Origin of the sequence: Sphingomonas sp. YR710 (assembly GCF_900101455.1) — a bacterium.
Lineage (GTDB): Bacteria > Pseudomonadota > Alphaproteobacteria > Sphingomonadales > Sphingomonadaceae > Rhizorhabdus.
The window spans coordinates 85,782-107,245 of record NZ_FMZJ01000009.1; the positions used below are offsets into that span (position 1 = coordinate 85,782).

The 21,464-nt window shown below is 64.1% G+C and carries 16 protein-coding genes; 8 read left to right on the top strand and 8 right to left on the bottom strand.

Features of this window, described 5'->3' with window-relative positions; genetic code table 11:
- Nucleotides 1-70: 70 nt before the first annotated feature.
- The 5 genes from BLS13_RS12110 to BLS13_RS12130 all read right to left on the bottom strand — a co-directional run bounded on the left by BLS13_RS12110 (nt 71) and on the right by BLS13_RS12130 (nt 6,831).
- The gene (locus BLS13_RS12110; protein ID WP_093452430.1) at nt 71-892 is read right to left on the bottom strand and encodes an inositol monophosphatase family protein; all 822 of its coding nucleotides are present in this window, start codon (nt 890-892) and stop codon (nt 71-73) included.
- Nucleotides 893-1,031: 139 nt separating this feature from the next.
- Nucleotides 1,032-1,595, bottom strand: coding sequence for an elongation factor P (gene efp / locus BLS13_RS12115; RefSeq protein WP_037525788.1), 564 nt, complete (start codon nt 1,593-1,595; stop codon nt 1,032-1,034).
- A 76-nt stretch (nt 1,596-1,671) separates the two neighbouring features.
- Nucleotides 1,672-3,657, bottom strand: coding sequence for an OPT family oligopeptide transporter (locus BLS13_RS12120; RefSeq protein WP_093452431.1), 1,986 nt, complete (start codon nt 3,655-3,657; stop codon nt 1,672-1,674).
- Nucleotides 3,658-3,694: 37 nt separating this feature from the next.
- Nucleotides 3,695-3,994, bottom strand: a complete 300-nt coding sequence (locus BLS13_RS12125) for a hypothetical protein (RefSeq protein ID WP_093452433.1) — start codon at nt 3,992-3,994, stop codon at nt 3,695-3,697.
- Nucleotides 3,991-6,831, bottom strand: a complete 2,841-nt coding sequence (locus tag BLS13_RS12130) for a M16 family metallopeptidase (RefSeq protein ID WP_256325840.1) — start codon at nt 6,829-6,831, stop codon at nt 3,991-3,993. The genes BLS13_RS12125 and BLS13_RS12130 overlap by 4 nt, the downstream gene beginning before the upstream one ends.
- 220 nt (nt 6,832-7,051) lie before the next feature.
- On the opposite strand from BLS13_RS12130, the gene clpB reads away from it, so the two are divergent.
- Nucleotides 7,052-9,631: an ATP-dependent chaperone ClpB gene (gene clpB, locus BLS13_RS12135; protein ID WP_093452436.1), complete on the top strand. Its 2,580-nt coding sequence runs from the start codon at nt 7,052-7,054 to the stop codon at nt 9,629-9,631.
- 293 nt (nt 9,632-9,924) lie between these two features.
- Here clpB and BLS13_RS12140 read toward each other — a convergent pair whose 3' ends face one another.
- The gene (locus BLS13_RS12140) at nt 9,925-10,581 is read right to left on the bottom strand and encodes an OmpW/AlkL family protein (RefSeq protein WP_093452437.1); all 657 of its coding nucleotides are present in this window, start codon (nt 10,579-10,581) and stop codon (nt 9,925-9,927) included.
- Nucleotides 10,582-10,713: 132 nt separating this feature from the next.
- On the opposite strand from BLS13_RS12140, the gene hemN reads away from it, so the two are divergent.
- From hemN to BLS13_RS12175, 7 genes are all read left to right on the top strand, one after another.
- Nucleotides 10,714-12,033, top strand: coding sequence for an oxygen-independent coproporphyrinogen III oxidase (hemN, locus tag BLS13_RS12145; protein WP_093452439.1), 1,320 nt, complete (start codon nt 10,714-10,716; stop codon nt 12,031-12,033).
- On the top strand, nt 12,023-12,286 hold the full coding sequence (locus tag BLS13_RS12150; protein WP_093452440.1) for a hypothetical protein: 264 nt from the start codon (nt 12,023-12,025) through the stop codon (nt 12,284-12,286). Before hemN ends, BLS13_RS12150 begins: the two co-directional genes overlap by 11 nt.
- Before the next feature lie 156 nt (nt 12,287-12,442).
- Entirely contained in the window at nt 12,443-14,062 is a 1,620-nt protein-coding gene (locus BLS13_RS12155) for an MBL fold metallo-hydrolase RNA specificity domain-containing protein (RefSeq protein ID WP_093452442.1), read from the top strand.
- 153 nt (nt 14,063-14,215) lie between these two features.
- Nucleotides 14,216-15,997, top strand: coding sequence for an FAD-dependent oxidoreductase (locus BLS13_RS12160; RefSeq protein ID WP_093452444.1), 1,782 nt, complete (start codon nt 14,216-14,218; stop codon nt 15,995-15,997).
- Entirely contained in the window at nt 15,994-17,832 is a 1,839-nt protein-coding gene (locus tag BLS13_RS12165; protein WP_093452446.1) for a 2-oxoacid:acceptor oxidoreductase subunit alpha, read from the top strand. Before BLS13_RS12160 ends, BLS13_RS12165 begins: the two co-directional genes overlap by 4 nt.
- Nucleotides 17,829-18,884, top strand: coding sequence for a 2-oxoacid:ferredoxin oxidoreductase subunit beta (locus BLS13_RS12170; protein ID WP_093452447.1), 1,056 nt, complete (start codon nt 17,829-17,831; stop codon nt 18,882-18,884). Before BLS13_RS12165 ends, BLS13_RS12170 begins: the two co-directional genes overlap by 4 nt.
- A gap of 48 nt (nt 18,885-18,932) precedes the next feature.
- Nucleotides 18,933-20,264: a glycosyltransferase family 4 protein gene (locus tag BLS13_RS12175; protein WP_256325841.1), complete on the top strand. Its 1,332-nt coding sequence runs from the start codon at nt 18,933-18,935 to the stop codon at nt 20,262-20,264.
- On the opposite strand, the gene BLS13_RS12180 is transcribed toward BLS13_RS12175, so the two are convergent.
- Nucleotides 20,261-20,716: an EF-hand domain-containing protein gene (locus tag BLS13_RS12180; RefSeq protein WP_093452449.1), complete on the bottom strand. Its 456-nt coding sequence runs from the start codon at nt 20,714-20,716 to the stop codon at nt 20,261-20,263. The two genes, BLS13_RS12175 and BLS13_RS12180, sit on opposite strands and share 4 nt — an antisense overlap.
- A 64-nt stretch (nt 20,717-20,780) precedes the next feature.
- The gene (locus tag BLS13_RS12185) at nt 20,781-21,464 is read right to left on the bottom strand and encodes a squalene/phytoene synthase family protein (protein ID WP_093452450.1); all 684 of its coding nucleotides are present in this window, start codon (nt 21,462-21,464) and stop codon (nt 20,781-20,783) included.

The following is a 21,464-nucleotide window of genomic DNA, read 5'->3' on the forward strand; positions in this document are numbered from 1 at the left end:
CGCTGCACCTGCGAAGCAAGGCTCCCCAAGGGTGAGAATGAATCGCAATAAGGCGGCGGCGTGCGCAGCCTCAAATGCCACGCAGTCCGTTCGCCATCAGCTTGTGCAATTTGGTGTGCAAACCGTCGTTGGACGCAAAAAACTCGTTGCGTTCCATCGCTTTGTCACCGCCCCGGAAATCGCTGACGAAGCCACCGGCTTCGCGCACCAGCAGCATGCCCGCCGCCACGTCCCACGGCTTCAGGTCCGATTCCCAAAAGGCATCGAACCGCCCCGCCGCAACCCACGCCAGATCGAGCGACGCAGCGCCGAAACGCCTGATTCCCGCCACCTCGGGCGCGATCGCGGCGAAAATGGCACTCCACTGCTTGAAATTGCCATGGCCGAGGAACGGAATGCCGGTCGCGATCAGCGCATCGGGCAGCTCACGCCGCGCCGACACACGCAGCCGGCGGTCCTGCAGCCAGGCGCCCCGGCCCTTTTCGGCCCAGAAGCTTTCATCGGTCAGCGGCTGATAGATCAGGCCCTGGGTAATCTCGCCGCGCCCGCCGCCCGGACGCGGTTCCTCGACGGCGATCGAGATCGCAAAATGGGGCAGGCCATGCAGGAAGTTGGACGTGCCATCGAGCGGATCGACGATCCAGCGCGGCTTGTTCGGATCGCCCTCGATCTCGCCGGCCTCCTCCATCAGGAAGCCCCAGTCGGGACGCGCCTTCTTGAGCTCCTCGTAGATCGTCTCTTCGGCGCGGCGATCGGCCATCGACACGAAATCGGCCGGGCCCTTGCGGCTGACCTGCAGCTGCTGGACTTCGTTGAAGTCACGCCGCAACCGCGGCGCCGCCTTGCGCGCCGCGCGATCCATGACGGTGATGAGGCCCGAATGTGCTACCATTTTAAGACTCCCCCCCTCCCGCTTGCGGGAGGGGGCTGGGGGGGGGGGGGGGAATGGACGGGAGAGGCTCGCGACTGCGTCGCTCGCGCCCACCCCCAAACCCCTCCCGCAAGCGGGAGGGGAGAAAGGATGGGCGACTTTACTCCGCCCGCTTCACATATTCGCGGCTATAGACATCGACGACGATGCGGGTGCCGGCGCCGATATGCGGCGGCACCATCACGCGGACGCCATTTTCGAGCACGGCCGGCTTATACGAGGAAGAGGCCGTCTGGCCCTTCACCACCGCATCGGCCTCGACGATCAGCGCCTCGACCGTATCGGGCAGCTGCACCGAGATCGGGCGTTCGTCATACAGCTCCATCACCACGTCCATGCCGTCCTGCAGGAAGGCCGCGGCATCGCCCAGGATGTCCTTGTCGAGCGCGACCTGATCGTAGTTCAGCTTGTCCATGAAGGTCAGCTGATCGCCATCGGCGAACAGGAACTGGAAATCCTTGGTGTCCAGGCGAACGCGCTCGACGGTCTCTGCCGAGCGGAAACGAACGTTGTTCTTCCGGCCATCGATCAGATTTTTGAGCTCGACCTGCATATAGGCGCCACCCTTGCCGGGCTGCGTATGCTGGATCTTGACCGCGCGCCAAAGCCCCTTTTCATATTCGATAATGTTGCCGGGACGGATGTCCACGCCGCTGATCTTCATGGTTCACCTGGATGTGAGGATGTGAAAGAGCCGGCGCGCGCCATAACCGCAGGACGCTCAAAGGGCAAGGGCGGCACTATATCCGGGCGGCGAGCCGGGCCGTCCATCGATAGAGTCCCCACAACAGGCCGATCACGGCCAATGTCCCCACGATCATTCCGGCGCCTTCATGCCCCTCGCCAATCACAGCGAACGGATTGGCATTATCGGTAGCCACGATGACACCCGCCAACAGCACCCCGAACAGGCTTTCGCCGACGATGAACCCCGAGGCGAGCAGCACGCCGAACCGCTGCGCCACCTCGGTCGGCATGCGCCGATCGTAGAAATAGCCGATGATCGCCCCGATCACGACCGGCAGCGTCGCGCTCATGGGCAGATAGATGCCGATACCGACCGCGAGCGGCGGCAGCCGCAGCCAGCCGCGTTTGCCCAGCCAGCCGTCGAACGCGACCAGCACCAGGCCGATCACTGCCCCGGTGCCGATCAGATTCCAGTCGAGCCCCTCCCCCATCACGCCCTTCGCAAGTGTGGAGATCAGGGTCGCCTGCGGCGCAGGCAAAGGCGCCGCGGGTGTCGGCCCCGGCATGCCGGGAAGCGGCGCAAATCCATAGGCCTTGTTGAGCAGGTACAGGATCGGCGGCACCATCACCGCGCCGGCGACCACGCCGACGATCAGCGCCACCTGCTGCCGCCACGGCGTCGCGCCGACGAGCTGGCCGGTCTTCAGGTCCTGGAGATTGTCGTTGGCGATGACCGCCGATGCGATCACGATCGACGTCACGAACAAGGCGAAGGCCACAAGATGCCCGGTGGCCTCGGGTCCGACGAGCGGCTTGATGCCGATCGCGAGCAGCAACGCCGCCCCGATGATCGCGAGGATCGCGACGCCGGAGACCGGGCTGTTCGACGAACCGATCAGCCCCGCCATATAGCCGCACACCGCCGACACGAACGCGCCCACGACGAGCACATAGACCAGCCCGATCGCCATCAGCGGCAGGCGATAGGCCGCCAGCGGACCGTCGCCGGCAAATTGCCACAACAGGAACAGGATCGGAATGCACACGGCCACCAGAATCAGGCCGACATAAAGGAGCGGCATGTCGCGCTCCTCGATCGGCAGCAATTCGTCGCTGAGTTTGCGCGCACGCGACGAAGCCGCCGCGCTCTTCAGGCCCTGCCAGATCGGCAACGCGAGCTTGCCGAGGGTCCAGAGCGCCGCCGCCCCGATCACGCCGGCGCCGATGAAGCGCACCTCATGGCTCCATACGCCGAGCGCGGCGTCGGTCGCGGTACCCGGCGTGCTTTCGAGAAAGGTCAGCAACGGCGTGGCGATCCCGAAGGCGATGATCAGCCCGGCGAACATCGCCATGCCGACCGACAGGCCAACGAGATGGCCCGCGCCGAGCAGGGCAAAGGACAAGGAGCCCCACAGGCCGGTGGTCGCTGCCGTGCCGCCGAGCCGGAACCAGATCGACGCCTCGCTGGCCGCCAGCCGGGTCGCGGCGAGGATCGCGAAGCCCATCGAGGCGATGCTGCCCATCACGATCACCCGCAGGCCGGCGGCATTTTCGGCCGCGCCCTCCAGCGATTCACTTCCGACACGCAGCACTTCGGCGGCGGCGACCCCCTCGGGATAAGGAAGATCCGATCCCGTCACCAGCGCACGGCGCAGCGGAATGCTGAGGATCACGCCGAGCACGCCGCCGCTCGCGCACAGGGCGAAGGTCTGCCAGAAGGGAAAGCCGTGCCACCAGCCGACCATGACGAGGCCCGGCACGACGAAGATTACCGACGCCAGCGCGCCCGCCGCCGACGCTACCGTCTGGACGATATTATTCTCGAGAATCCCGGCATTTTTGAAGAAGCGCAGCAGTGCCATCGAGATCACGGCCGCGGGGATCGACGTCGCGAAGGTCAGACCGACCTTGAGCCCGAGATAGACGTTCGCCGCGGTGAAGAAGAGCGTGATGACCGCGCCGAGGACGAGGCCACGGATTGTCAGTTCGGGCTGCGAACGGAGTACGTTTGCCGGGCTCGTCACTATGTCGATCTCCATTCGGTTTGCCGCACCGTACAACGTTGCGAAACCGAATCTAGCTCCGCCGTCTCGCCGTCATCTTCGCGCTGCCGAACGCCCCCATCACGACGGTGCCCTCCATCGTGTCGCCATCAACCACCGCCTTGGCGACCAGGGTCATCGGCATCGGCTTTTCGGTCGGCATCTTCCAGCTGATCCGGTTGCCCTCGATCCGCCCGTCGATCACGTCGAGCGATCCGATATCGGCGACATTCGATCCCGAAAAGCTGTCGCCATTGCTGACCAGGGTCAGCACGGAAGCCTGTTCGCGGAACATCGCCCGCGTCACGCAATCCCACACGCCATCGATGCTCATTGTCCGACCGCCTTCTTTTCGATCGGCAGACCGAGCTTTTGCAGTTGCGGCGTGATCTTCGCGGCATCCCCCACGACCACCCACAGCAGATCGTCGGGCCGGATCACGGCCCTGGCCGCGGCATCCAGATCCGCGGTCGTCATCGCGCGATAGCGATCGGCCAGGCTGTCATAATAATTGTCCGGCCGTTTCGCATAGAAATTACGCTGCATGCCCCCGAGCACCTCGTTCGCGGATTCGAAGCTGCCCGGCAATTCGCGGATCTTGCCGCTGATCGTACGGTCGCGTTCCTCAGCCGTCACCCCCTTGTTTGTCAGGAAAGCTTTCATGTCGGCCTGCATCGCCGCGATCGAATCACCGGTACGATCGGACTGGACCGGCGCATAGACAAAATAGGGCATGCGCTCGTCAACCCGGCTCAGGAAGGCCGAGACGCCATAGGCCCAACCCCTGGTCTCGCGCAGATCGCTGTTGAGCCGCGACAGAAAATCACCGCCCAGCACGTCATTCGCCGCGATCAGCGTGGAGAGTTCGTCGAGCCCCGTCGTCTTGAGCACTTCGCCGCCGAGGATCAGTGATTGCGGCGAACCGGGGCGATCGATCACGACGATCTTCGGGCTCGGCGCCGGCACCGCCGCCGTATCGGCCTTGGCGCCGCCCGGCCCATCGGCCTTCCAATCCCCGAAGCTGGCGTTGAGCGCGGCAATCACCTTGTCCATCGGCAGATCGCTGACGGTAAAGATCGTCGCCTTGTCCGGCCTGATCCAGGCATGGTGGAAGGCATGCATGTCGGCCGGCATCAAACTGGCCACGATCGCGGGATCGCCGGTCCCGGTGAAGGGCACGCCATAGCCATGCGCGGGACCATAAAGCAGAGGCGGCAATATGCGCAGCGCCAGCCCCTGCGGCTGCTTCATCTCGCCGGATATCCGCGCGAGTTGCTGCCCCTTCAATCGCTCCACCTCGGCCGGATCGAACGCCGGGTTGCGCACGATATCGGCAAACAGCGCTAGCGACGGCACAAGATTGGGGGTCAGCGCCGACAACTGGATGGTGGTCCGGTCCATCGCGGCCCCCTCGCCGATCGAAGCCCCGAGCCGTTCCTGCTCGATCGCGATGTCCTTCGAACTGCGGCTCGTTGTGCCTTCCTCGAGCAAGGACAGCATCAGCGACTGGGTGCCGAGCTTGGCCTTCGGATCGGCGGCATTGCCGGCATCGAATGCCATGATCACCCGGGTCATCGGGACGGCATCGCGGTGCGCGTAGATCAACTCGATCCCGTTGCGCAGCCGGCCATGTTCGACCTTGGGAAAATGCAGGCTGGCATCCGTCCCGATCGGCGGCATCGGCGCACGCGCGACATTTTCCAGCTTCTGCGCGGGCTTCGCGGCAGCGATCGGCGGTGCGACCGGGGCCGCCTTCGCCTCCTCATAGGCGCCGCGCGCGCCGGGCTTGATGATGAGCGTCAGCGCCGGTCGCGACATCCACTTGCGCATGATCGCCGTCGCCTGATCGGCCCTGGCATCGGCATAGGCCGCGAGCTGCTTCGCATAATAGCCCGGATCATTGGCATAGACCGCGCCTTCGGCGAGCGTCCCGGCCTTGCCATTGAAACCGCCGACGCTTTCCAGCCCGGCAATCCGGGTGGTGACTTCGCCGGTGGTCACCCTCTGCACCTCATCCGCGGTCGGCCCGTGCGCGAGCAGATCGGCAATGACCATGTCGAGCTGCTTGCTCACCAGCTCGGGATCGACGCCCGGGCGGACGTCGGCGGTCACGCTCAATAAGCTCACCCGCTCCATCGGCTGGATGCCCGCCGAGACGCCGACGGCGATCTTCTGCTTGCGCACCAGTTCGTTGTCGAGCCGCGACGAATTCAGCCCGCCGAGCACGGTGGTGGCGATATCGAGCGGCACCAGATCGGGATCGGTGAAGCCCGGCACCACCCAAAGCCGCATGATGCGGGTCGTGGCGACCTGATCGGTGAGCGTGATCGTCTTCGGTGCGGTCAGGGTCGGCACGTCGGCAGCGGCCGGCACAACCTCGGGCCCGCGCGGAATGTCGCCGAAATATTGCTCGACCATCGTCTTCGCCGTCGCGACGTCGAGATCGCCCGCGAGCACCAGTACGGCATTGTTCGGGCCATATTTGGCGCGGAACCAGCCCTTCACATCGTCGAGGCTCGCCGCATCGAGATCGGCCATCGAGCCGATCGTGGTGTGATGATAGGGATGGCCTGCCGGAAACAGCCCCTCGAGCTGGGCATATTGCACCATCCCGTAGGGTTCATTGTCATTCTCCCGCTTCTCGTTCTGGACAACCGACCGCTGATTATCGAGCACCGCCTGGCTGATCCCGCCCAGCAGATGGCCCATGCGATCGCTTTCCAGCCACAGGGTGCGGGCCAGGCCGGACGTAGGGACCGTTTCGAAATAGTTGGTGCGATCGAAGCTGGTCGTGCCGTTCATGTCCGAGGCACCGATCACCTGCAACGGCTGGAAGAAATCGCCCGGCGCATTTTCCGATCCGTTGAACATCAGATGCTCGAACAGATGCGCAAAGCCGGTCTTGCCCGCAACCTCATCCTTCGATCCGACATGATACCAGACCTGCACCGCCACGACCGGTGCCTTGCGATCGGTATGGACGACGACGCGCAGCCCGTTCTTCAGCGTAAAGCTGTCCCACGGAATCGACACGCGCTTGACCAGTTCGAATATGGGAGCCGCCGGCACGACCGAGCTGACCGCCACCGGTGCTGCAGCGAGCGGCATCGCAAATGCGGACGCCAGCATCGCCGCGATGAGGGCGATCCGTCCCGGCCTTCTGTGATTCAAGAAAACTCTCCAGTATCGAGGTTATGGCGACAGAATAGCGGCTGGGCGGGCGGGCGCAATCGCCGGCCCGTTTTGACGACGTCTCGCCCTCGGGGAAGCTACGTAGCGACAAGTCCATGGGCGCATAGCAAGGTCAGATCGTGCAAAAACTTCGCGCGGAAAGCACTTGTGTTGCATATTAGCAACACCATATCGGAGCGGAAAGAGACAGGGATCCCTCATGAACCTCGAAAAATTCACCGATCGCGCCAAAGGCTTTCTCCAGTCGGCTCAAACCGTTGCCATCCGCATGAACCATCAGCGGATTTCATCTGAACATCTGCTGAAGGCTTTGCTGGAAGACGAACAGGGCATGGCGTCGGGGCTGATCAAGGCCGCCGGCGGCGATGCAAGCGTGGCCTTGCGCGCCACCGACGCCGCGCTCGCCAAAGTACCGGCTGTATCGGGCAGCGGCGCGCAGCAGGCGCCAGGCATCGACAATGACGCGGTCCGCGTCCTCGATAGCGCCGAGCAGATCGCCCAGAAGGCCGGCGACTCCTATGTCACGGTCGAGCGGCTGTTGCTGGCGCTGGTGCTCGCGACCAATACGGCGGCGGGGAAGGCCTTGGCCGAAGCCGGGATGCGTGCCGAGGCGCTGAATGCCGCGATCAACGAACTGCGCGGCGGCCGTTCCGCCGATACGGCGAGCGCCGAAGATCGCTATGACGCGCTCAAGAAGTTTGCGCGCGATCTGACCCAGGCCGCGCGCGACGGCAAGCTCGATCCGGTGATCGGCCGCGACGAGGAAATTCGCCGCACGATCCAGGTGCTCGCGCGCCGAACCAAGAACAATCCCGTGCTGATCGGCGAACCCGGCGTCGGCAAGACCGCGATCGCCGAAGGCCTCGCCTTGCGCATCGCCAATGGCGACGTGCCCGACGGCCTGAAAGACCGCAAGGTGATGGCGCTCGACATGGGGAGCCTGATCGCCGGTGCCAAATATCGCGGCGATTTCGAAGAGCGGTTGAAGGGCGTGCTCGACGAGGTCAAGGGCGCCGAGGGCCAGATCATCCTGTTCATCGACGAGATGCACACGCTGGTCGGTGCCGGCAAGTCCGATGGTGCGATGGATGCCAGCAACCTGCTGAAGCCCGCGCTCGCGCGCGGCGAACTGCACTGCATCGGCGCGACCACGCTCGACGAATATCGCAAGCATGTCGAAAAGGATCCCGCGCTTCAGCGGCGGTTCCAGCCGGTGTTCGTCGGCGAGCCGACGGTCGAGGATACGATTTCGATCCTGCGCGGGCTCAAGGAGAAATATGAGCTGCACCATGGCGTGCGGATCACCGACGGCGCGATCGTCGCGGCAGCGACGCTCAGCCATCGCTACATCACCGACCGGTTCCTTCCCGACAAGGCGATCGATCTTATGGACGAAGCCGCGTCGCGGCTGCGCATGGAGGTCGAATCCAAGCCGGAGGAAATCGAGAATCTCGATCGCCGGATCATCCAGCTCAAGATCGAACGCGAGGCTCTGAAAAAGGAAACCGATGCCGCATCGAAGGACCGGCTGACCAATCTCGAACATGAGCTGGCCGATCTCGAGGAGCAATCGGCCGCGTTGACCACGCGCTGGCAGGCCGAGAAGGAGAAGATCAACGCCGAGGCCAAGCTCAAGGAACAGCTCGATGCCGCACGGCTCGAACTCGAGCAGGCGCAGCGGCGCGGCGATCTGGGTCGGGCGGGCGAAATTTCCTACGGCGTCATCCCCGGGCTCGAACGCGAACTGGCGGAAGCGCAGGGCGCCGCCGCCGGCGCGATGCTGCGGGAGGAGGTGACCGGCGAGGATATTGCCGGCGTCGTCAGCCGCTGGACCGGCATTCCGGTCGACAAGATGCTCGAAGGCGAGCGCGAGAAGCTGCTCCACATGGAGGAGGCTCTGGGCAAGCGCGTCATCGGGCAGGCCGATGCGGTGAGCGCGGTCGCGCGCGCCGTCCGCCGCTCGCGCGCCGGGCTGCAGGATCCGAACCGGCCGCTGGGCAGCTTCCTGTTCCTGGGGCCAACCGGCGTCGGCAAGACCGAATTGACCAAGTCGCTCGCCGAATTCCTGTTCGACGATCCGGCCGCGATGGTCCGGCTCGACATGAGCGAATATATGGAAAAACATTCGGTCGCCCGGCTGATCGGCGCGCCTCCGGGCTATGTCGGCTATGAGGAAGGCGGTGCGCTCACCGAGGCTGTGCGGCGCCGGCCCTATCAGGTCGTTCTGTTCGACGAAGTCGAGAAAGCGCACAGCGATGTGTTCAACGTGCTGCTGCAGGTACTCGACGACGGACGCCTGACGGACGGCCAGGGCCGGACGGTCGATTTTTCGAACACGTTGATCATCCTGACCTCGAACCTCGGCAGCCAATATCTGTCGACGCTCGGCGAGGGGGAGACGGTCGAAAGCGTCGAGCCGCAGGTGATGGAGGTCGTCCGCGCGCATTTCCGCCCGGAATTCCTGAACCGGCTCGACGAGATCATCCTGTTCCACCGGCTTGCCGCCGACCACATGGGCCCGATCGTCGACATCCAGGTCGGCAATGTCGGCAAGCTGCTAAAGGATCGCAAGATCAAGCTCGAGCTGACCGACGGCGCACGCGCGTGGCTCGGGCGGGTCGGCTATGATCCGGTCTATGGCGCGCGGCCGCTGCGCCGCGCGGTGCAGAAATATCTGCAGGATCCGCTCGCCGACAAGATCCTGAAAGGCGAAGTGCCCGATGGATCTACCCTGCGGGTCGACGAAGGCGACGGAAAGCTGGAGTTGACGGCACAGTGATCGCGGGGGGCGCCATACGAGTCGCGACAAGGAATTACGTTGTTTTTCAATGAGATGAAATGCCACAACCCAGCCGTCATTCCCGCGAAGGCGGGAACCCATATCCTCTGAAGCTCGAACCTCTTGTGGTTCGGAGATTATAGGTTCCCGCCTTCGCGGGAATGACGAATTGGGTGTGCCGACGCGAAGCCGGTTGGATGTTTCTCCGCCCCATAAGCCAAACGCAAAAAGAAGGGGAAGGCTGGTAGCCTTCCCCTTTAGGCGGAGGAGCCGTTGACGAAAGGGATGCCCCTTCAGAATTTCATGCCGATGCCCACGCCGACCACGATCGGATCGAGGTGGACGCGCACCCGCTGCGTACCGATCGCCGTGGTCGCGAGCAGAGCGGTGGTGTTGATATCCAGATATTTGATGTCGAAATTCACGAAGGTCCGCTTCGTCAACGGCACATCGACACCGGCCTGCAACGCATAGCCCACACTGTCTTTCATGCCGACGGTAGTCGGTCCGACAGCCGCTTTGAGGCCCGCCGACGCCTTCTCCGAATAGAAGATCGTGTAATTGATCCCGGCGCCGACATAGGGGCGGATCGCGCCGTCCGGCATGAAATGATATTGCAGCGTCAACGTCGGCGGTAGCACCCAGGTGGAGGCAAGCCGGCCGATCGTTCCGGTCGTGCCCGCCTTGCCGCTGGCATGATGTTTCGTCGTCGCCAGGATCAGTTCCGCACCGATATGCGACGTCGCCATATAGGTGAAATCGAGTTCGGGCATGAAGCTGTTGCTGACCTTGACCTTCTCGGCCGGGAAGGTCGGCGTGATTCCGCTCGAAGATTCGTTGGGCGCAACCAATATGCCGCGCAACCGCACGAGGACATCTCCCTTTTCGGCACATGCCGGAGCCGCGAGTCCCGCGCTTGCCATCAGCGCGATCATGATCTTGCGGTACATTGTCTTTCCCTTTGCCACTGTTTCAGTGACGCTGAATTAGGCTGATTGAGTCGCGGCGACTTTGACCCACGCCAATCTCCTGCTTGACCTGCATCAAGGCGCCCTCGCGCCAGATAAGGCATTCCAATGCCCATGTGGCCTTATTATCCAGATCTGCTCGACCGGCCGGTGCCGCGTTACACGAGCTATCCGACCGCCGCGGAGTTCGACGACTCGATCGGCCTCTCCGACCAGACAGCGGCGATCGACATGATCGGCGTCGAAACTCCGATCTCGCTCTACGTCCATATCCCATATTGCCAGGAGATCTGCTGGTATTGCGGCTGCAACACGGGGGCGGCGAACCGCGGCGACCGTGTCGCCACTTATCTCGATGCACTGGAGGAGGAGATCCACCTCGTCGCCCGCCATCTGGGCGGGCGGGGCCGGATCAGCCGCATAGCCTTCGGCGGCGGCAGCCCGAACGCCATCCCCGCACTCGCCTTCGTGCGCCTGCTTGATCGGATCGTCACCGAATTCCATGCGGCCTCGGCCGAGATTGCGATCGAACTCGATCCGCGATCGCTCGACAATGACTGGTATGACGTATTGGCAAAGACGCGGGTTACCCGCGCCAGCCTTGGCGTCCAGACCTTTGCACCGCATATCCAGCAGGCGATCGGGCGGATCCAGCCGCTGGCGATGATCGAGGCCGCGCTGGCCCGGCTGCGGGCCGCGCATGTCTCATCGATCAACTTCGATCTGATGTATGGCCTGCCGCACCAGCATCTTGCCGATCTGGACGATACGCTGGATCATGCGATCCGGCTCGCCCCAGATCGCATCGCCCTTTTCGGATATGCGCATCTGCCTTCCGTCATTTCCCGCCAGCGCCATATCGACGAGCAAAGCCTCCCCGATTCGCACAGGCGCTTCGAGCAGGCGGCCCGCGGCTATCGCCGGCTGACGGCCGCCGGATATGTGCCGATCGGCTTCGATCATTTCGCGCTGCCCGGCGATTCGCTTGCCCTGGCAGCCGCTGAACATAAGCTCCATCGCAACTTTCAGGGCTTCACCGACGATCCCTGCGAGGTGATGCTGGGCCTGGGTGCCAGCGCGATCAGCCAGTTTCCCGATCTGATCGTGCAGAATGAAAAGATGGCCGGCCGCTATCGAATGCTGGTCGGCGCGCACCAGCTTGCCGGCCGTCGGGGCGTCCGCCGTTCGACCGAGGATCAATGGCGCGGCCGCATCATCGAGCAGCTTTTGTGTTCGGGCAGCGCGAAGATCGAGGACGAACTGATGCACCGGGCGGGCCCCGCCCTGCGGCCGTTCGGCGATCACGGACTTGTTCGCTGCAGCCCGGGCCAGATGGCGATCACCCCCACCGGCCTGCCTTATGCGCGCGCGATCGCCGCATGTTTCGACGCCTATCGCGGGCCGAGCAAGGGCACGTTCAGCCATGCGATCTGAACTGTTGCGCGCCGGAATCGCGCCCGCGATCGGCGCACTGGTCGCATTTGCTCAGCCGGCAGCGACGGCCATGGCAGCGCATAGCGACCTCTGCGGATCGGGCGCCGGAATCGATATCCTGTTCGCAAGGACATCGCATAAACCCGGCCAGCATGGCCCCTCCAACCCGGCGGCCTGCCACGCAATCTGCGCATCTCGCAAGCAGACGGCACCCGGCCGTGCGGCAATGCCGGGTCCGGACGATATTTGCTGAAGGGAGTGGAACTCCCGCATGCTGCCGCACCGGCATGCCCCGCCACGCGTAAACTCCCCCCACATTCAACAATGATCGCTGCCGCCGACCTTGGGGGGATTACCGATATCACCCGCACCGCAACTGCCCCACGACCGTCGTGAAAGGAGATGCGCAATGGCAATAGACCTCACATTTCATGGGGCGGCACAGACGGTTACGGGATCCTGCATCGAACTGGCGTGCGGCAAACAAAGGCTGCTGGTCGACTGCGGCCTGTTCCAGGGGGCTCGCAGCCTCGAAGCGCTCAACCATGAAGGTTTCCCGTTCGACGTTTCCGCCATCGATGCGGTGATCCTCACCCATGCCCATATCGATCATAGCGGTCTGCTCCCCCGGCTCGCGGCCGATGGCTATAAGGGGCCGATCTGGTGCACCGCTCCCACCCGCGATCTGATCGGCTACATGCTCGCCGACTCCGCCCATATCCAGGAAAGCGACGCACTCCATCACAACAAGCGCCGCGACCGTGCCGATGAGGCCGAACGCGAACCGCTCTATACCGTGGCCGATGCCGAGGCGGCCGTCGCTTTGGTACAGACCGTCGCACTCGATACATGGTTCGATCCTGCGCCCGGCATCCGCGCCCGGCTGTGGAATGCCGGTCACATCCTGGGATCGGCATCGATCGAGCTGGTGGCCGATGGCGTGTCGTTGCTGTGCTCGGGCGATATCGGGCCGGTCGCCAGGGCCCTCCAGGAGGCGTCGAGCGGCCCAGCGGGCATGGATCATGTCATCTGTGAATCGACCTATGGCGACCGCGATCGCAACGATCTCGATCCCGCCCGGCGCCAGCTTCTGCTACGCGACGAGATTCAGTCGGCCCTTGCAGCTGGCGGCAACCTGATCATTCCGGTCTTCGCGGTCGAACGCACGCAGGAATTGCTGTTCGACATGGCGGCCCTGTTCGAAAGCGGCGCGCTGGCCGAACATCAGGTCTTCATCGACTCGCCACTCGCAACCCGGGCAACCGACGTTTTCCTCCACGCCGACCTCCCGGGCACCCGCGACGGCGCCGTCTTCCATCATCCTGCCTTTCATTTCACCGCCACCACCGCGGAATCCGTCCGGCTCAACAGCACCTCCGGCGCGATCATCATGGCCGGATCGGGCATGTGCGAGGGCGGCCGGGTGCGGCATCACCTGATCCACAATCTGGCGCGCGAGGATTCGACGATCCTGTTCGTCGGCTATCAGGCCAAGGGATCGCTCGGCCGCACCATCGTCGACGGCGCACGCCGGGTGCGGATTTCGGGCGAGGATCTTGCGGTCAAGGCGCGCATCCGGCGGATCGACAGCTATTCAGCCCATGCCGATCGCGAAGATCTGCTCGCCTGGATCGCCGCGCGCAAGCCGATCCATGGCACGCTGTTCCTGAATCATGGCGAAACCGAAGCGATCGCGGCGCTGGGCGAAGCCTGCGAGGGCATCGATCTGCGCAAGCCGGCGATCGGCGAAATCTATCGGCTGGAGGCGGGTAAGCCGGCGCGTCGCCTGTCGACCGGCGATCCCGCGATCCAGGCGGTCGTCTCCGGCGACTGGCAAAACGCCTATGCCGACTTTGCGGTCAATCTTAAGCGCGATTTGCAGCGCATTCATGACGACGCCGCGCGCCAGCGGGCAATCGCACAGATGCGGCGCATTCTCGACGAATTCGCCGTTCATCGCGCCGAGCATCGGGACGCCTCTGCCAGCCGACGGACGCGGCCACCGGCGAGGCACCGCCATCAACGCTAATCCACCAAAAATTCGCTTCAAGGGGCTGGACTTCGCGCGGCAACGGTCGCATGCCGGGACGATGTACGGGGTTTTGGGCGGCATCGCGACCCGGGTCACCCGGGCGCCATCCTTTCCCCGCACATAGGAGCGGACTGAGAGGAGTTGCACGCGTTGGAGCCCACCAACATCGGGGCACCGGAATATTTCCACAAGGTCGTCGATTGCCAATGGGCCTGCCCGGCCCATACGCCCGTACCGGAATATATCCGCCTGATCGCCCAAGGCCGTCACGCCGACGCGTATATGGTCAACTGGAAGTCGAACGTCTTCCCCGGAATCCTCGGGCGGACCTGCGATCGCCCCTGCGAACCCGCCTGCCGGCGCGGCCGCATCGACGAAGAGCCCGTAGCCATTTGCCGGCTGAAACGCGTCGCCGCCGACAATAAGGGTGATGTCGCCGCGCGGATGCCCAAGGCGCCCGGCCGGAAGATCGGCAAGAAGATCGCCTGCATCGGCGCCGGCCCGGCGGCGATGACGGTGGCGCGCGATCTCGCGCCGCTCGGCTACCATGTCGTCGTTTATGACGCCGACGCCAAGGCCGGCGGCATGATCCGCAGCCAGATCCCCCGCTTCCGCCTGCCCGAAAGCGTGATCGACGAAGAAATGGGCTTCATCACCGATCTCGGCCTCGAAATGCGGCTCGGCGAGCGCGTGGACAGCCTCGCCGCGCTGCTCCGGCAGGATTATGACGCGATCTTCGTCGGCACCGGCGCGCCGCGGGGACGCGATCTCGACATAGAAGGCCGCACGGAGGCCGCCGCCAATATCCATATCGGCATCGACTGGCTGGCAAAGGTCTCTTTCGGCCATGTCGACGCGATCGGGAAGCGCGTGATCGTGCTCGGCGGCGGCAATACCGCGATGGATTGCTGCCGCACCTCGCGCCGGCTCGGGGGCGATGACGTCAAGGTAATCGTCCGATCGGGCTATGACGAGATGAAGGCATCGCCCTGGGAGAAGGAGGATGCGCGGCACGAAGGCATTCCGATCCACAATCATCTGGTGCCCAAGGCTTTCACCCATGACGGCGGCAGGCTGACCGGCGTCGTCTTCGAAAAGGTTGGTCCTGTCGTCGACGGAAATGGCCGCCGCACGCTGCAACCGACCGGCGAGCCCGATCAGCATTTCGAATGCGATGACGTTCTGCTGGCGATCGGCCAGGAGAACAGCTTCCCGTGGATCGAACGCGATATCGGCCTGACCTTCGACGAATGGGGAATGCCCATCGTCGACAAGCAGACCTTCCAGTCGACCTTGCCGAAGATATTCTTCGGCGGCGACGCGGCGTTCGGCCCGAAGAACATCATCTGGGCGGTCGCGCACGGCCATGAAGCCGCGATCTCGATCGACCATTTCTGCCGCGGCACCGATCTCAGGCTGCGGCCGCCGCCCGGCGTGCATGTCGCCTCGCAAAAGATGGGCATCCACGAGTGGAGCTATGACAACGACATTTCGGACATGCTGCGCCAGAAGGTGCCGCTGCTGCCGGTCGCCGAGGCGCTCGCCGATGTGAAGGCCGAGGTCGAGCTCGGCTTCGACGATCCACGCTCCTGGGCCGAGACGCAACGCTGCCTGAACTGCGACGTGCAGACGGTGTTCGAAAAGCCCCTGTGCATCGAATGCGATGCCTGCGTCGATATTTGCCCCACCGACTGCATCACCTTCACGGTGAACGGCGACGAGGAAGATCTGCGCCCGCGGCTCAAGGCACCGGCCATGAACCTGACGCAGGATCTCTACGTCTCGTCCACCCTCCCGACCGGCCGGGTGCTGGTGAAGGACGAGGATGTCTGCCTCCACTGCGGCCTGTGCGCGGAACGGTGCCCGACCGGTGCCTGGGACATGCAGAAGACGCTGATCGAAATGACCCACGCCGGAGGCTGCTCGCGGTGACGAAGAAAATCAGTGCGGTGAACGACTTCGTGGTCAAGTTCGCCAACGTCAACGGATCGGGATCGGCATCGGCGAACGGCCTGTTCGTCAAGGCAATCCTGCGGATGGGGGTGGCGGTGGCCGCCCGCAATATCTTCCCCTCCAACATTCAGGGCCTGCCGACCTGGTATGAGATCCGGGTCAGCGGCCACGGCTGGCTCGGGCGGCGCGGCGGCGTCGACCTGATGGTCGCGATGAACCCGCAGACATGGGATCGCGACATCGCCGAGATCGATGCCGGCGGCTATCTGTTCTACGATTCTTCGAAGCCGATGCCACCGGGCAAATTCCGGAACGACATCAACGTCATCGGGATTCCGCTGACCCAGCTCTGCAACAACAGCTATACCGAACCGTCCAAGCGCAAGGTGCTGAAGAACATCATCTGCCTGGGCGCGCTTTCCTACCTGCTGGGCATCGAGCCAGCCGTCGTCGAAGCTTTGCTATCGGAGGAATATGCGTCCAAGCCAGCGTTGATCGGTGCCAACCACGAGGCGATGCTGATCGGCTACGATCATGCCAGGGCGCATCTCGCGCCGCTCGGGCTACGACTCGAGCGCGCCGATACCGTCGGCAACCGCATCTTCGTCGACGGCAATACCGCCGCCGGCCTCGGCGCGGTCTATGGCGGCGCGACCGTCTGCGCATGGTATCCGATCACCCCGTCGACCTCGCTGGCCGAAGGCTTCATCGATTATTGCAAGAAGCTCCGCCACGATCCCGATACCGGCAAGGCACGTTATGCGATCGTGCAGGCCGAGGATGAGATCGCCTCGATCGGCATCGTCGTCGGGGCCGGCTGGAACGGCGCACGGGCCTTCACCTGCACCTCGGGCCCCGGCATCTCGCTGATGCAGGAGTTCATCGGCCTCAGCTATTTCGCCGAGATCCCCGGCGTGATCTTCGACGTGCAGCGCGGCGGCCCTTCCACCGGCATGCCGACCCGCACCCAGCAATCGGATCTGCTCTCGGCGGCTTATGCCAGCCATGGCGATACCAAGCATGTGATGCTGCTGCCCGAAGGGCCGGGCGAATGTTTCGAGTTCGCGGCCATGTCGTTCGACCTTGCCGATCGGCTGCAAACGATGATCTTCGTGATGCTCGATCTCGACATGGGCATGAACGAGTGGCTGATCGAACCCTTCGCATGGGATGACAAGCGCAAGCTCGATCACGGCAAGATCATGACCGCCGAAATGCTCGATGCCGGTGCCGATTTCGGCCGTTACAAGGATGTCGACGGCGACGGCATTCCCTATCGGACATTGCCTGCCACCCACGCCTCGAAGGGGGCTTATTTTACCCGCGGCACCTCGCGCGATCCCTATGCCCGCTACAGCGAGGAGGGCGCCATCTATGTCGCCAATATGGAGCGGCTGCTCCGCAAGTTCGACACCGCGAAGGCGCTGGTCCCCGGGCCGGTCTATCGCAAGGCCAGCAAGAAGACGCCTTATGGCGTGATCTATTATGGCTCGACATCGCCGGCAATGGACGAGGCGCTCGCCGGCATGGAGGCGCGCGGGCTAGCGGTCGATGCGATGCGGGTGCGCGCCTTCCCGTTCGCGGGCGAAATTTTCGATTTCATCGCGCACCACGAACTGGTGTTCGTGGTCGAGCAGAATCGCGACGCCCAGTTGCGCGCGCTGCTGATCAACGAGGGCGGGGTCGATCCGGCGCGGCTCGTGAAGGTGCTGAACTATGATGGCTCGCCGATCACCGCACGTTTCATCCTCGCCGAACTGGCGAAGGGCATGAGCGCGGTCGGGGTGAAGGCCGCGGAGGAAATGGTACGATGACTTATATCGCCAAGCCCAAATTCCATCACCCCTCGCTGCAGACCAACGACATCGGTTTCACGCGGCGCGATTATGAGGGGAAGGTCTCGACCCTTTGCGCCGGCTGCGGGCATGATTCGATCAGCGCGGCGATCGTTCAGGCCTGTTTCGAGATCGATCTGGAGCCGCACCGTCTCGCCAAATTGTCGGGCATCGGCTGTTCATCGAAGACGCCCGATTATTTCCTGGGCGCGAGCCACGGCTTCAATACCGTGCATGGCCGCATGCCATCGGTGCTGACCGGCGCCAACCTCGCCAATCGCGACCTGATCTATCTCGGTGTCTCGGGCGACGGCGACAGCGCCTCGATCGGGCTCGGCCAGTTCGCGCACGCGATCCGGCGGGGCGTCAACATGGCCTATATCGTCGAAAATAACGGTGTGTACGGGCTTACCAAGGGGCAATTTTCCGCCACCGCCGACAAGGGCAGCAAGTCCAAGAAGGGCGTCGTCAATTCGGACAGCGGGATCGATCTGACCGGCCTCGCGATGCAATTGGGCGCGACCTTCGTCGGCCGCAGCTTCTCGGGCGACAAGGAGCAATTGGTGCCGCTGATCAAGGCGGCGCTGCGGCACAAGGGCGCGGCGTTCATAGACGTGCTGAGCCCGTGTGTCGCGTTCAACAACCATAAGGGATCGACCAAGAGCTTCGATTGGGTGCGCGAGCATAATGAGGCGGTCAACCGGCTCGATATCATGCAGGGCCGCGCGCCGCTGGTCGCGCGCTATGAGCCCGGCACGCTGATCGAGATCCGCCAGCATGACGGATCGATGCTGAGCCTGCGCAAGGTCGACGCCGATTATGATCCGACCGATCGGGTCGCGGCGATGAGCTTTTTGCACCAGCGCCAGGCGGTGGGCGAAATCGTCACGGGTCTGCTCTATGTCGATCCGGAGGCCGAAGATCTCCACGACGCGCACAACACGGTGGAGCGGCCGCTAAATGCACTGTCGAACCGGGAGCTGACACCGCCGGCATCGGCGCTGGCGAAGATCAACGCGGCCTTTCGGTGATGCGCACCATCCCTTGAGAAATGTTCGCGGATCGCCGATAGGGCGCATATGTCGACCGTGATGCCGCGCGTGGCCCTGCACAGCAGCGATGCCGCGCAGTCCAGCCAGGAAAACCTGCCCCGGACAGCGAACGACCTGACGGGCGTGGAGATCATTCTCGATCTCTCGCGATTGCTGTCGCGCTCGCTTCACGTCATGCCGACCGGGGTCGATCGGGTCGAAATGGCCTATGCGCGCACCTTGATCGCCCTCGTGCCCGACAATCTGGTGTTTGCGGCCGTCAATCCGCTCGGATTTTACGGACGGCTCGATCGGGCGGCGGCGCTGCGATTCCTCAACGACACCGAAGCGCGCTGGGTGAACAGCGGCAAGGTGGGATGGCTGAAATTGCACGCACGGGCGCTTGCAGACCTTTTCCGGCTGCTCCCCTTGCCGATACCGCGAAGCCGGTGCGGCACCCGTCGCTTCTACGTCCAGGCATCGCCCCATCACCTGCATCATCATCGCAAAGTCGCGTCCAAACTGCGCCGCGAAGGCGCGCGGTTTTTGTGCCTCGTGCACGATCTGATCCCGATCGAATTTCCGGAATATGCGCGCCCAAACGGCGCCGCGCTGCATCGGCGGCGGATGGACACGATCGCCGATCTCGCCGATGGGTTGATCGCCAACAGCCAGTCGACGGCCCGGTCGATGGAAAAGTTCATCGCCTATCGCACGCGCAAGCCGATCGTTCGGGCCGCGCATCTTGGCACCGAACCGCCGCCGGCAAGCGATGACGACGCCCCCTCGACCGCGTGGCGCACGACGACGCCCTATTTCGTCGTGATCAGCACGATCGAACCGCGCAAGAACCATATCCTGCTGCTCAACATCTGGCGCCGCATGGTTGAGGAATTTGGGCCAGCCGCCACGCCCCACCTTGTCATCGTCGGCCGACGCGGCTGGGAAAATGAAAATGTCGTCGACATGCTGGAGCGTTGCGAAGCGCTACGCCACCATGTCACTGAATATTCTGGCCTGTCCGACGCCGCGATATTGTCCCTGCTCAAGGGTGCCCGCGCTCTGCTATGCCCCTCCTTTGCCGAAGGTTTCGGAATGCCGGTCAGCGAGGCGCTGGCGATTGGAACTCCGGTGATCTGCAGCGACCTGCCCTCTTTGCGCGAAGCCGGTTGCGGCATTCCGGACCATATCGATCCCCTCGATGGCCCGGCCTGGATTTCCGCCATCCGTGCCTATTGCGATCCGCTGTCCGTGATGCGCGCACAGCAAATGGCGCGGATGGACCAGCTGCGCCTGCCGACCTGGCAAGATCATCTCGCAGTGGTGCTCGACCTGATCCGCGAACTCGATTCCAGTCGGACTGCAACCGCCGGGCGTTAATCCGCTTCCGGTGCAGCAGGCGCGCAGGGTTGCAGCTTTGCCGCCTTGCGCACGACCCGGGTCGTCGCGAATTCGGCCGGAGTCAGGATACCCGAATGATCGGCATCGGCCGCCGCGAATTTGGTTCGCGCCTTGATCGCCCACTCGTCGAAGCTGAGCCGCCCGTCGCCGTCCGTATCGAGTTTGGCAAACGCCTTGCGGCGGGCGGCAAGATATTCGTCGGAAGATACGCCGCCGTTGCGATCATGATCGTACCGATTGAACCTTTTCTGCTCGCGGCTCGCCTCGGTCGCCTGCGGAGGCATCGCCAGCGCCTCCGCTTCACCCCGCGCTGTCGGAGCGCCGGCCGCGGGAACGATCGCAGCGGGTGAACGCGCCACGCCTTGCCAGATGAGAATGCCGCCGCCCATCAGCAGAACCGCACATCCGACACCAGCCAGGAAACGCCACATTTCCGATTCTCCCCCGATTCGGGGAGCGAGGCTATTCAACCGCAGCGCCGCGCGCCAGTGCGGATCAGCGTCCGATGACGCCGAAGGCCATAGCGCGGAGAATGCGCGCGGGGGATCCTTGCCGGCGCTGCTGCTCCACCGGGAGCTCAGCATCGCGGCGCGCCAGCACGGCAAGAATTCCGAGCGGCCGAAGCGCGCGGGGCCAGCGGCCGATCCCGAGCCCGGATAGGCGTTTTGCAGCATCCGCACGTGCCAGGAACCGGCCAGGCGCCGAGCGAAGCCGATGACCGAGATCGGTCAGCGCCCAGGCTTCACCCGCGGCTTCGACCCCATCTCCGGTTGCACCCAATATCGCCGCCGACATCGTAAAGAGCGGCGCTCCACGGCATCGGCCATGCGTCATGATCGCGGCATCATCTGGCGATTCCCCTTCAAGCAGTACGGACCAGCCCTCCTCCAGCCGCGCAAGATCGGCACCTGAAACATCATGCGATGCGCAAAGGTCGGCCAGCCGCGCGAGCAGCGGTTCAGCGGGAATGGTCGCATCCGAATCGTCAAGCGCCATCAAGGCGTCGCGCCACCATATCAGCCGCATCTGGCCGATCATCGGTTCACGGGCCGCGGCAACAATGGCGCCCATCCGCTCATCGAGCAGCCAAAGCGACTCAATCGCCGGCCGCACGTCGCCGCGCGCATAAGCAAGCGCGAGCTGGCGTTCCGGATCGGCAAGCCGCAGCGCCTCGGCCAT